Source organism: Flavobacterium fluviatile (assembly GCF_010645065.1).
Taxonomy (GTDB): Bacteria; Bacteroidota; Bacteroidia; order Flavobacteriales; family Flavobacteriaceae; genus Flavobacterium; species Flavobacterium fluviatile.
In genome coordinates this window covers 676,244-689,014 of sequence record NZ_JAADZW010000001.1, presented here as the reverse complement: position 1 = coordinate 689,014, position 12,771 = coordinate 676,244, and the positions used below count along the sequence as shown (strand labels likewise).

Here is a 12,771-nt window from a genome sequence, read left to right as displayed (position 1 = left end):
TTACAGAAAACCGGCTAAGCTTCTAAGATACTATTTGTATAGACCTCCATTAAAATTAGCAAGGGGAATTATATTTTAAAAAGATCAATTCTTTGCATCCAGGAAATATCTGATTCTAAAAACTGCAGTTTAGTCTTAACTACTTTGTCGCTTTTATCTCTGGGATTTTTGGTAATAAATCTTGCTGTTGAATTATTTAAATCTAAAGTATATTTTTCGTCAAAATCTTCATTTTTGTTAGATGTAAAAGTAATCAGATTGTCTTTTGAATTCCATTTTCCTTTTCCATATTTATTGGTTTCAGGTGGGGTTCCGCCTTGTATTTTCTTATAGTAATGAAATACAAATGTTCCATCAGCATTTAAAGTGAGTTTATATTCGATTAAATGTTTTCCTTCTTCACCAAGTGATCGTGTGTATTCGCCGGAAAAATCTTTTGATTGAGCAAATGAGTTTAAGCCAGTTATGAATAGCAGAGAGAAAATTATTAGTTTCATGAATGAAAATTTAAAGATTTCTATTACACAAAGATTAAATTTTTTTCTCTTTCGAAAATGCAAAAAGCTGCAAAAAATATTTTCTTGCAGCCTTGTAATAAATTGGGAGTATGGTTTTTATTTCAGGTTATTTAATAAATTTAAATGATTTATTGCCTAATTTAATTATATAAACACCATGGCTGTATGAACTTATGTCAATCGAGTTTTCGTTTGCAGAAAGTTCTTTTGAAGTTATTAATTGTCCGGATATATTGTAAATACCTGCCTGAGAATTGTTTTCTAATCCTGTAACAGTAAGTGTTGTTTTTGAATTAGAAACAGAAACTGCTTTTAAATCCTGATTGAATTTGTCTTTAGATAAAGTAGCATCCTGTACTGTAACTACTTTCCCCTGATTTAATAGAGTCATAAATAATTTATCTCCAATTAAAACAACATCTCTGAAGTTCGCATTAAAAAAACTAATAGGGGTAGTATTAATTGGATCTTTATAAGTTGTATTTTGAGCTACGAAAGTCAATGGAGTAGATAAATTAAGTGGTTTTGTTCCAATACGATTTCCATCTGCAATAAATACATTATTACCATTTACGAATAATCCTTTGTTGAAACCCAGATTTTTCATATATTCTGTTACTGTGATTACAGGATCTGTAATATCAAATCCAAAAACTTTCTGTACACCCCCTACTGATATCATTAAATTATTGCTATAAAAAGCCATATCACTTGCTTCTACATCTTCAGCTAAATTGTTTACAACAACTGTAGCAATAGGATTATTAACATCTATTTTGAGAATCTGTACTACATAGTCATCGTGGGCTATTTCGGCCTCAGATGCGAAATAAATAGTAGATCCTGTAATAGCTAATGCTGAAACATAATTTGGAGTAGTATAAATTACATTGACAGGTGCTCCCGGATTATTGATGTCAAAAGCAACAATTCTACATCCTGAAGAAGTATTGTTTACTTCGTCATAATTTTCTTCAGAGATATAAATAATATTCCCGCTAATGGTAAGATTGGTCATGTAAAAATTTGCTGCAGCAGTATAAATTACGTTTGCAGTAGGAGAGCCTGAAGCAGTATTTATTTCGTATAGATTTTTAGACCCCTGAACATACAATATGTTTCCCTTGTTGATCATTGCCGATGGATCATCTAAACCAGAAATATAATCTGTAGCTTCTTGTTGAGAATAAGAAATAGAAAATAGCGCAAAACTTAAAAGTGTGAAGAGTAATTTTTTTGTCATGAATAATGATTTTAAAAGTTAAAATTAACTCCAAAAATACGAAATGCTTCTGTTTTTTAAATACTCCTTTTGGTGTATTTTTGAGGATTAATAAATGTCAGATGCATTAAAAACTCTAAAATTACGAGATGTTTATTTTAGTAATTACTCTTAAAGGTTAAAACTATTACATATTGAGGATACGTCTTCGCCACTGTAATTTTTTGAAAGTTCTTTATTTATTTCTCAGCTCTTTTTTTGTTGTTTTTGACCAAAATGTAAATTGATAACATAAAAACTACCATATATAGTCCGTCCAACCACGGTTTTTCAAAACTTAGATTTTTAAAATCGAAGTGTTTAAACAATGTCCATCCTAAAATGATTGCTATTGTTCCAAATATAAATGAAGGTGCTTTTTTATTTTCCATCTTTTTTTAGTGTTTTGCTGTTAAATCAATTGTTATTCCTATTGCCATTATCAAAATGAAGAAGGTTATCATTCCCAGAAAAATGCTTATTAAGGCTTTTATATAATTGGCGGCTTTTTTTTCTTCAAAAAAATTTCCGGTTGCCCAGGTTAAATAAATTACACTGACCGTTCCTGCTATGTTTAATAATTTTCTTTCGCAGCTTGTAAGTTATTGAGAATTAACTTTTCGGTTTCAATTGAACAATTCAATGTCGACCTAATCTCTTTAATGGAAACGGTAATTAATTGACCATCGACCTCAGGAAAGTAATCATCAAGGCTAAAAAATTTTTGAGCTAACTTCCTCAAAAGTTGGTGCTTTCTAATGTTGTTCTCCATATCTTTCGTTGTTGCTGATCCGTGATGAAATAGCTGGTAACTCGTTTTTATATCCGCATAAATTCAACTCCTTTTATTTGAAATGGGGTACGTTATGTGCATATTTGTTTTGTATATTTTTTCAAATATAATTTATTTATAACGAAAATTCACGATATAAAATTCTAAAATATTCTTTTGCCATATTATTTTTATAAAGCCAAAAAGTCATAGCCCTGATAGCAGCGGCATCCTTTTTAGGCAAACGAAAACCGTAATTCAACAATAGACATTCTGCCTAAAAAGATATAGCGGATAGCAGGAAACAGCTCCTAAAAAAACCATCAGCGAACAACTTTTAACTATCAACTATTTTATGTAATTTTGCAGTCCAATAAAAGAAACTAGAAAATGTTAGACAGACTTCAATATGTAAAGCAGCGTTTTGACGAGATTTCGGATTTGATTATTCAGCCGGATGTTATTTCAGATCAGAAACGTTATAAGCAGCTTAATCAGGAATATAAAAGTATTAAAGCGCTGGTTGAAAAGAGAGAAGAGTACATCATAATTTTAGCAAATATTGACGAAGCAAACGAAATTATTGCTGACGGGAGTGATGCTGAAATGGTGGAAATGGCAAAAATGCAATTGGATGAAGCAAAAGAACGTCTGCCGGAACTGGAGGAGGAAATAAAATTTATGCTGATTCCGAAAGATCCTGAAGATGCGAAAAATGTGATGGTGGAGATTCGTGCCGGAACGGGTGGTGATGAAGCAAGTATTTTTGCCGGGGATTTGTTCAGAATGTACACTAAATATTGCGAAACACAAGGCTGGAGAACTTCGGTTGTGGATATGAACGAAGGTACTTCGGGAGGTTTCAAAGAGATTATTTTTGAGGTTACCGGAGAAGATGTTTACGGAACTTTGAAGTTTGAAGCGGGCGTTCACCGTGTACAGCGTGTTCCTCAGACTGAAACACAGGGACGTGTACATACATCGGCAGCAACTGTTATGGTACTGCCGGAAGCAGAGGAATTTGATGTTCAGGTGGATATGAATGATGTACGTGTTGATTTCTTCTGTTCGTCAGGACCTGGGGGACAATCAGTAAACACTACAAAATCTGCGGTTCGTTTGACGCACATTCCAACCGGATTGGTAGCACAATGTCAGGACGAAAAATCGCAGCACAAGAACAAAGATAAAGCTTTGATGGTATTGCGTTCACGCTTATACGAAATGGAATTAGCCAAAAAGCAGGAGGAAGATGCTAAAAAACGTAGTTCTCAGGTAAGTTCGGGCGACCGTTCTGCTAAAATCAGAACTTACAATTATGCTCAGGGACGTGTAACGGATCACCGTATTGGTTTGACCTTATACGATTTGGGTAACATCATGAACGGCGATATACAGAAAATAGTTTCTGAACTTCAGTTGGTAAATAACATGGAGAAACTCAAAGAAGCTTCTGAAGTGTTTTAATTTAATATTCATATTTAGATTCTTAGATTTTAACTAAAAAGACAGAATACACAAAAAGCCAAACTTAATAAGTGAGGCTTTTTTTAATGCAAAAAAGCAAAGTCCACTAATGCAAACTTTGCTTTTTTTCTAAGGCTCCATTTAATAAATAGAGATTTATAGTGAGGTATTAACTGTTTAACCGTTTGTTAAAGCTAGAAACGTATAAACTAGTTAGATACCTAAAAATACTCTTGTGTATTCAAAGCATTTATAGAAATTCGAGTAAATGTAAACACCATTTTTAATTATTATTTCGTTTATCTTTTCCATAATAGTTGTATTAAGTTATACAATTACTCTTCAAACGATTCTTCCTGATATGAATCCTTCACTGAAGGCTCATGATGGTCTGCCGGCTTTGCTACCAAAGTCGTTACAGCAAGCTGCAATACTGACCCAAGGATGTTTTTAAACGTAGAATCTGTTTTTCCTACAACCAGTTTTTTAGCCAGGTAACCAATTCCAATGCTTATCGCTGATTGGGCAAGATCACTCTTGAAGCCCACGGCTTCATTGACTTCCTGGAGTGTATTGCGAATGAGATTAAGGGGTTTTAAATTTTCCTTAATTTCATCGATTTCATCTTTGATATCACACCATTCTCTGTCTTGTTGTTCTTCTAAAAGCTTAATTCTTTGATTTAATGAATCAATAGTGTAAATAGTTTCCATAAATAGTCTTTTTTATTTTATCAATTATTAAAATCAGTTCTTTGAATCTTTTAGAATACTCGAAACAATAATGTTCCCGATAGGCGTTTTAATCAGCTTGTGCTGTGTTTTGTGTAGTACAATTGCAACAATTAAATAAAATCCTGCTATTGCAAAAAAACCGTAATAGTATTCACCAAGTTCTTTTCCTATCCATAAACTAAGGCCAATATTTAGAAACAAAGTAAAAAATGCAACAACAGCGCCAACCGCTATCCGTGATGTTAATGTTGATAAAACATCTGCAGTTGCTGATACCGTTTTAAGTTTAATTAACTCTAAACTTGTTTTGGTATAGTTTTCTGCTTTTTCATACATATTTAGGTTTTCGTTTGTTGTTGCATTAGTTTCCATGATATTTGGTATTTTATATGGTTGAAGAAAAGGATCAGTCTTAGTAGTTTGTTTTTACAGTCTTAGCTTCATCTTTCATCGAATTGAAGTCTTCTTTTACCTGATTGAATTTTGCTTTTCCTTCTTCAATAATATCTTTGCCATTTGTGTTAATAGTGCTTAAGATACCGTCAAATTTTCCTTTAAGATTATCACCGTAACCTTTTGATTTATCTTTGATTTTTTTTCTGGTTTCTGAACCTTTATCCGGTGCAAATAATACTCCAATGAATGCTCCTGCCGCTGCAGCTCCTAAAATTCCTAAAATTGTGCTACTAGTTTTCATAATATTTGATTTAAAATGATTAATATAAAATGTTTAATAATCTTTGATTTTTTTAAATTTCGCGACCTTTAATAAGTCTGAACAGTATTGCTATAATGGCAATTACCAATAATATGTGAATAATACTTCCTGCACTGTAAACAAAGAACCCTAAGGCCCAAAGAATGACAAGAATCACTGCGATTGTATATAATAAATTTGACATGATTTAAAATGTTTATGGTTAATTAATGCTTTTTTTTAATTCAGTTTATACGCTAAGTATAAAGTTAAGTTGCTGTTTTTAACATCAGGGAATGTAACGGTGTTTCCGAAACCAGCATCTCGCTCTTTACCGATAGTTGTCAAACCATAGTTATAACGTAATCCAATACTGATTGGGTTAAAATCAACACCAACACCAGCTGATAAACCTGCATCAAATCTTTCGAAATCATCTGCGTCATACTCATCTTCAAATTCAACATCTCCTTCACCTTTTGTTTTTGCATCAACTAAGTAAGAAGCATATCCACCCACATGAATATTGAAATTTTCAGTTAGATTGAATCTTACTAACAATGGAACTTCTACATAACCAAGTTTGAATTTAGATGTGCCTTCTACACCGGCAAAGTCATAATCTAATTCAGCACCTTTTGTTGTATATAAAATCTCAGGCTGGATAAAAATGTTGTCTGCTATTGGAAAAGCTGCATAAACACCGGCATTGAATCCCCAAAGTACGTTTTCGTCATTGATTTCATCAGAGTCAGAATAAAGGTTTGACATATTCACTCCCCCTTTGATACCGAATTCCGGTCCTACAACTGTACTGCTCTGTGCAGATACTATCCCAAATGAAGTCATCATAAAAAGTGATAAGGCGTATAAAAAATTTGATTGCATTTTCATAATTTAAAAATTTTGTTAATAATTCTAATTTAATTTTAATTGATCTGTTTTTTAATTTTTTCTGTTTTTCTTAAAAATTCGTATTGTTTGGGTAAATAATGAGTAACTAATTTTAATATTACAGTGTCGTTTGTTTCATTTGCGACAGATTCAAATAATCTGATCGTTTCTGATAACGATTTTGCAGTTGAATTTAAGTAAGCCCTGTCAAATTCAGCATCTTTTTTGTTTTGAAGCTCATAAACATCTTTATTGGTAACCGCTGTGTTTATTTCATTAATTATAATGAGTTTTTGAACGGCTATTTTATTGATTTGATGAAGCAACTCGTTTTGACTTTTTTCAATCTGTCTGCTGATATCTTTTACAGCCTTTTCTGAACTTTTGTGATGTGCCAGCTGACTTTTTGAAATAATCGATTTTGTCGTTTTTGAAGTTGCTACAAAAAAATAAGCTTCAGTTTCTTCCGGATTTTTTGTAAGAACGTATTTATTGTCTTTGTTTTCTTGGCTTTTTTTTCTGTTGCAGGCTAAAATTGCTACAGATAAAATCACAAAAAAAACAGCTTTAAAAAATAATGTTTTTGATGAGGACATCCTGTTTAAATTGTTACTTCATTATTACATTACAAAGATGCTAACGAATAGTAAGTTTTGCTTTACAGCATAAAAAAGAAACGTTATATAATTCCCATTACGGAAAAATATAACGTTTTTTAAGATGTTTTTTGGTGAATTATTCCGGAAGAAATACAGTAAACACGGAGCCTTTTCCCGGTTCGCTGTTGGCGGTGATATATCCTTTATGGTTCTCGACAATTTTTTTGCAAATCGCTAAACCGATGCCAGTACCCGGATAATCAGTTTTAGAATGCAGTCTTTGAAATAATACAAAAATGTTGTCTTTAAACTGTGGATCAAATCCCATTCCGTTATCTGTAAAAGTAATTTTGTAGAATTTATTAAAAGGCTCATCCATAATTTCAGGATATTCGTTGGATAAGACTTCCTCACAATTAATAGTGATTTGCGGAGCGGTCTCCGGCTTGCTGTATTTTAATGAATTGCCAATTAAATTAATAAAGAGCTGTTCTATCTGATAAGGTATTACTTCAAGGGTAGGCAATTCGCCAATTACTTCCAGATTAGCTTTTTTTTCATCGATTGTAACTGCAAGTTCAGATTTGGCATTTTCCAATAATTCATAAAGGTCAGATTTGACGAACTCTTTTTTGGTGGTATTAGTTCTTGAAAACAATAATAAATCATCAATTAAGACACGCATTCTTTTAGCAGATGTTTCTACTTTTATAATGTAATCCTTGGCGCTGTCAGAAAGAACAGCTTTGTCTGCCTCAGAAATTCTGGAAATAAAAGTTTGAATTTTCCTAAGTGGTTCCTGTAAGTCATGACTGGCTACATGATTAAACGACGCTAATTCCTTATTGCTTTTTTCAAGTTCGTTATTTCGCTCCTGAAGTTTAATATTTAATAAATGTTCGTCGGTGATATCGAAATTTATTCCTAATAAAATAGTACTGCCATTTTGATCTATAAGTAATTTTCCAGTCGATTTAAAATGCCTGATTTCGTTGTTTGGAAGAATAATTTTATAATAGGTAAAAGGAAGCTCTCTATTTTTGATTATACCTTCTATAGATGCTGCAATAATTTCTTTATCGTCAGGATGAACAAAATTTAAAAAGGTGTCTTTGTTTGGTACAAAAGAATTTGGCAAACAACCTAAAAGGCGAAACTGATTATCAGAATAGTCGATTTTATCCGTATCCAGATCCCATTGCCAGGTGCTGAATTTACCAATAGCTTCTGATTCTGCCATTAGTCCAGATGAGATCAAAAGTTTTTTATTATATACTTTTAATCGTTCCAGGTCGCGGCTTATTTTTCTGTATGCTAATAAAATGAAAATTAAGGCAACTAAAAATAATGAAATTGAAAGAATTGGGCCTAAAGAAATTTCCTGATCGTATTTTTTCAAACTCTTATTTAAAAAAGTTTTTTCGATATCATTCATTTCGTCTACCTTAAAACGAATGTTTTCCATTAAAATTCGGCCACCAAACATATGATTGTCCAGTTTTCTTTTGTCATAAGTTTCGGGTGTACTGTATTTTAGGCAGTTTTCAAACGAAACATAACGCTGGATGATTAGTTTGTATATTTTTTCAAGGTTTTTTTTCTGCTCCGGATTGTCGGCGGTAAGTTTCTTCAATGCTATAAAAGAAGAATTTACCTTGTCGCGTGAAAAAAGATAAGGAGTCAGGAATCTGTGATTGCGGGTAATCATATAGCCACGCTGGCCTGTTTCTGCATCCTTAATCGCAGACATAAGCCGCTCAAGTTCTATGTTTATTTCATAGGTATGCATGAGCAGCTTGCTGGATTCGTTTAAATCCCGGTTATGTTTGTAAGCTATTGAGGAAAGAAAAAGTAAAATGAAAATAGCTATTATAAAAATAACTCTCAAATAATTTGAGGAATTAAACTTAGGAATCCATTTCATTATTATTGTAATTATTTAAGGCTTAACAGGAAATTATCACGGTTTAAACCTGATGTATGATAATGCCAATTCAGCGTTATAACTTCATTAATAATTTTTTTAAGCGCATTAAAATCACTTGGCTTTTTGATGTAAATATTTGCACCTTCAATAAAGGTATCTTCTATATCCTCATCTGAAGAAGATGTAGAGTAAATTGCAATTATCAGATTTTTCAGATGCTCTGTTTTTTTAATTTCTATCAGACATTCTTTTCCTGTTTTTTTAGGCATGTTCAAATCCAGAAATAAGATGTCCGGCAATTTAGTGTCAGGATTCATTAAATGTTCCATTAACTGTAAACCATCGAAAACAAATTCTACTTTGGTTTGAACTTTTACTTCTTCAAAAGCATCTTTAAAGAAAAGTCTGTCGTCTTCGTCGTCATCGGCGAGTAAAATGTGTAATGCGTTTTTTTGCATTGATTATAGGTGTTTGGTTTTTATTTTAAATTTTCTCTTCGTTTTTTAATAATTCTCAGAAATGCTGAAGGTGTTATTCCGGTTGTGTTTTTAAATTGTGTACTTAAATGTGCCACACTTGAGTAATTCAGTAAAAAAGCAATTTCGGTCAGACTCATTTCATTTACAATCATTAACTGTTTTGCTCTTTCAATTTTTTGAATGATTATAAAATTTTCAATTGATGAATAAGTTACTTCAGAAAACACATTTGATAAATAACCATAACTATGATTTAATTTATCAGCTAAATATGCCGAACTTTTATAATTATTGTTGTCATCAGTATATACCAATTCAATTATAGCATCCTTTATTTTTTGAACCAAAACACTTTTTTGATTTTCTACTACTTCAAAACCAAACGGCTCCAGGCTGTTTTTAAGTTTTTCTAATGCTTCGATGCCCAGATTTTCCTCCAGTTCAATCTCACCAAATCCTAAAGTTGAAAAATTTAAATTTTGCTCTTCCAGCTTTTGTTTTAGATAAAGTGTGCAAATTGTATTGATGTCAAATTTTATAAATAATTTCATTTTTGTAAAAATATGGTTAAAGATAACTAATTTATTTGATTTTTGCGTTAATACTGGCTTTTAGAAAAGGGAATCTTTAAAGCTTGAAAATCAAAAAAATACCGCCTAATTTTAGTTAAGCGGCATTTAGGACATGTTGAAAGTTTTTACAAATTTGATACAATATCATCCCATTCTTCTTTCGTTTTACCTAGCTTTTGCTGTATTCTTCCGTAAATCTCATCTTCTTTTCCTTCTTCATATAACAAATCATCATCTGTCAAATCAGCATATTTTTGTTTTAATTTCCCTTTAAATTCATTCCAGTTGCCCTTTATTTCTGTATTATTCATGGCTCTTAATTTTTATTATTAATATGATGTAAAAATCAAAAATTCATTAATCTTCTTTGTTATATATATATGCTAAACTGTTGTATAATTCACATATATGGGTTTTCCTTTTATGTTTTGCTAATATTCTTATAAAGGAGTTTTTGAAGAATTATATTTTTGACATAATTGGCAGAAGTTGTTACATCAATTCAACATTTTGGTAATATATGTTTAAATCTATTATTGTAGTTTTGCCGCCAATTAAACCTAAAACCCCTATTTTAATGAAAAAACAATTACTCATTTTATTAACATTTACTTCATTTGCGATTCAGGCGCAGTCTTATTCAGGTTATTTTCACGACAATTATGCCGGAGTACAAAGTGTTCTTTTTAACCCTGCTTCAATAGCTGATTCCCGTTTTAAAACTGATATTAATTTGTTTTCTGTCAGTAGTGCTGTTAGTAATGATTTGTATGGCGTTAAACTTTTTGATGTTTTTAAAGACGGCTATGATTTTGACAGTCAGTCTAAAATGAGCCCTTCCAATGCAAACAATGCTCTGGTTAATTTTGATGTTATGGGACCTTCATTTATGTTTAACATTGCGCCAAAACATACTTTGGCAGTTTTTACCCGCGCACGGTCGGTAACAAACCTTAGAGATGTTAATGGGTATCTTGTTGATCAGGTAAAGGATGGTCTGGATCAGTCAGGCAGTTTTAATTTTAATGCTGGCAGTCCAAACGGGGCGTCCCATGCCTGGGGAGAATTAGGTATTTCATACGCAGCTGTTTTACTTCAAAAAAATCAACATTTCCTAAAAGGAGGTTTTACAGCTAAATATCTGCAAGGTGTTGGAAATGCTTATATTCAGGGAAAAGATGCAAATGCAATATTTGTTGAAAACACAAGTGACCCGGAAAACAGTACATTGTTTACAAATGGACAGCTTACTATTGGCGGAAGCCAGGATTGGGAAGCAAATGAAGATTACGAATTTGATATTAATTCAGGCGGGTTCGGTTTTGATTTTGGACTTGTGTATGAATGGAGACCGGATTATGATAAGTATGATTTGAATAATGCAAAACCTGTAGATAATAATTTCAGGGATTTAAATAAATATAAGTTACGTTTCGGATTATCTGTAACTGATATAGGCTCTATCAATTATAAAAAAGCAAAACAGGATACTTATGATATAACTGGTACCCTAACACAGGAAATAATAGACGAAACAGAAGATATATACGATTTACTAAACGAACGTTATACAAAAATAGCAAGTGCAAAAGGAGTAAAAGCAAATCTGCCAACAGCATTACATGCCGATGTTGACTGGAATATCCATAACAAATTCTATCTGAACCTTAATGGTGATATTAGTATGGTTTCAGACACAAAGTTAAACTCAATTAATATTGCTGACAGAGTAAGTCTGACTCCCCGCTACGAAAGCAGATGGTTTAGCTTTTTTGTTCCTGTTACCTGGATGGAATATAGCGGAACTCAGGTGGGTTCAGGGGTGCGTGTAGGTACTTTCTTTGTTGGTTCCGGATCAGTATTATCGAATTTAGTTTCGAAAGAGTCAAAAGCGGCTGATTTTTATTTGGGATTAAAAATTCCGGTTTATCAAAAGAAATTTAAAGACAAGGATGGTGATGGTGTTATTGATAAAGAAGACGCATGTAAAGATGTGGCAGGACCAGTTGAAAATAACGGATGCCCATGGCCGGATAAAGATGGTGATAAAGTTTTTGATAAGGATGATGCTTGCCCTGATCTCGCCGGACCAATTGAAAATAAAGGCTGTCCCTGGAAAGATACAGATGGAGATACTTTACTGGATAACGTTGATGCCTGTGCAACAGTTGCTGGTCCTGTAGAAAATAAAGGCTGTCCATGGCCTGATACAGATGGAGATCGTGTTTTAGATAAAGACGATGCTTGTCCGGATGTTGCAGGTTTAGTAGAAAATAAAGGTTGTCCGGTTTTAGATGCTGATAAAGATGGTATCCCTGACAGTGAAGATAATTGTCCGATACTTGCAGGTCCAAAAGAAAACAAAGGCTGTCCTGAAGTTAATAAAACTACATTAGAGCAGTTAAGAGTGGAAGCGAAATCTATTTTCTTTCCAACAGGCAAAGCTACTCTGGATGTTGCTGATAAAGGCCAGAACTCAGGAAGACTGGACGCTATCAAAGAAATTTTGAAAAATTATCCAAATGCTAAATTTGCTGTTAATGGACATACTGACAACGTTGGAAATGCTAAGGCAAACCAAAAGTTATCTGAACAAAGAGCAAAAGCTGTTATGGATGCCCTGATTGCAAAAGGTGTGAATCCTGCTAATTTAACTTCTAATGGTTACGGATCTACAAAACCTGTTAAATCTAATAAAACAGCTGCCGGAAGAGCAGAAAACAGAAGAACAGAAATTGTTTATTTAGGTAATTTATAAGCCTGTCTGAATATAAAACCAAAAAGCCATTCTTAATTGAATGGCTTTTTTTATTTTTGCATACTTTTTAAAAAAGAAGCATTTCTTTGAATT

General features: G+C 32.6%; 15 protein-coding genes. 2 read left to right on the top strand and 13 right to left on the bottom strand.

The window, feature by feature from the left end; translation table 11 throughout:
• Positions 1-68: 68 nt before the first annotated feature.
• From GXM17_RS02505 to GXM17_RS02495, 3 genes are all read right to left on the bottom strand, one after another.
• On the bottom strand, positions 69-497 hold the full coding sequence (locus GXM17_RS02505) for a copper resistance protein NlpE N-terminal domain-containing protein (RefSeq protein WP_163397700.1): 429 nt from the start codon (positions 495-497) through the stop codon (positions 69-71).
• Positions 498-624: 127 nt separating this feature from the next.
• Complete coding sequence (locus GXM17_RS02500; protein ID WP_163397699.1) at positions 625-1,761, bottom strand: T9SS type A sorting domain-containing protein; 1,137 nt, start codon at positions 1,759-1,761, stop codon at positions 625-627.
• A gap of 218 nt (positions 1,762-1,979) precedes the next feature.
• Entirely contained in the window at positions 1,980-2,171 is a 192-nt protein-coding gene (locus tag GXM17_RS02495; RefSeq protein WP_163397698.1) for a hypothetical protein, read from the bottom strand.
• Positions 2,172-2,941: 770 nt separating this feature from the next.
• Here GXM17_RS02495 and prfA point away from each other — a divergent pair.
• Positions 2,942-4,018, top strand: coding sequence for a peptide chain release factor 1 (prfA, locus tag GXM17_RS02490; RefSeq protein WP_163397697.1), 1,077 nt, complete (start codon positions 2,942-2,944; stop codon positions 4,016-4,018).
• 335 nt (positions 4,019-4,353) lie between these two features.
• On the opposite strand, the gene GXM17_RS02485 is transcribed toward prfA, so the two are convergent.
• From GXM17_RS02485 to GXM17_RS02440, 10 genes are all read right to left on the bottom strand, one after another.
• Entirely contained in the window at positions 4,354-4,731 is a 378-nt protein-coding gene (locus tag GXM17_RS02485; RefSeq protein ID WP_163397696.1) for a hypothetical protein, read from the bottom strand.
• Positions 4,732-4,764: 33 nt separating this feature from the next.
• Complete coding sequence (locus GXM17_RS02480) at positions 4,765-5,124, bottom strand: hypothetical protein (protein WP_163397695.1); 360 nt, start codon at positions 5,122-5,124, stop codon at positions 4,765-4,767.
• Positions 5,125-5,164: 40 nt separating this feature from the next.
• Entirely contained in the window at positions 5,165-5,449 is a 285-nt protein-coding gene (locus tag GXM17_RS02475) for a YtxH domain-containing protein (protein WP_163397694.1), read from the bottom strand.
• Positions 5,450-5,501: 52 nt separating this feature from the next.
• Complete coding sequence (locus GXM17_RS02470) at positions 5,502-5,654, bottom strand: lmo0937 family membrane protein (RefSeq protein ID WP_007811479.1); 153 nt, start codon at positions 5,652-5,654, stop codon at positions 5,502-5,504.
• 35 nt (positions 5,655-5,689) lie between these two features.
• Positions 5,690-6,343 carry a porin family protein gene (locus GXM17_RS02465; protein WP_163397693.1) on the bottom strand — a complete coding sequence of 218 codons (654 nt, stop codon included), beginning with the start codon at positions 6,341-6,343 and terminating at the stop codon, positions 5,690-5,692.
• 35 nt (positions 6,344-6,378) lie between these two features.
• Entirely contained in the window at positions 6,379-6,897 is a 519-nt protein-coding gene (locus GXM17_RS02460; protein ID WP_244307315.1) for a DUF4142 domain-containing protein, read from the bottom strand.
• A 181-nt stretch (positions 6,898-7,078) separates the two neighbouring features.
• A complete protein-coding gene (locus GXM17_RS02455) occupies positions 7,079-8,866 on the bottom strand; it encodes a sensor histidine kinase (RefSeq protein ID WP_163397691.1) in 1,788 nt (595 codons plus the stop codon).
• An 11-nt stretch (positions 8,867-8,877) separates the two neighbouring features.
• Positions 8,878-9,327: a response regulator gene (locus GXM17_RS02450; RefSeq protein WP_110345566.1), complete on the bottom strand. Its 450-nt coding sequence runs from the start codon at positions 9,325-9,327 to the stop codon at positions 8,878-8,880.
• A gap of 20 nt (positions 9,328-9,347) precedes the next feature.
• A complete protein-coding gene (locus GXM17_RS02445; protein WP_163397690.1) occupies positions 9,348-9,899 on the bottom strand; it encodes a helix-turn-helix domain-containing protein in 552 nt (183 codons plus the stop codon).
• A 146-nt stretch (positions 9,900-10,045) separates the two neighbouring features.
• A complete protein-coding gene (locus GXM17_RS02440; protein ID WP_163397689.1) occupies positions 10,046-10,231 on the bottom strand; it encodes a CsbD family protein in 186 nt (61 codons plus the stop codon).
• 266 nt (positions 10,232-10,497) lie between these two features.
• Here GXM17_RS02440 and GXM17_RS02435 point away from each other — a divergent pair, with 266 nt between their 5' ends.
• Positions 10,498-12,678, top strand: coding sequence for a DUF5723 family protein (locus GXM17_RS02435; protein WP_163397688.1), 2,181 nt, complete (start codon positions 10,498-10,500; stop codon positions 12,676-12,678).
• Positions 12,679-12,771 lie beyond the last annotated feature (93 nt).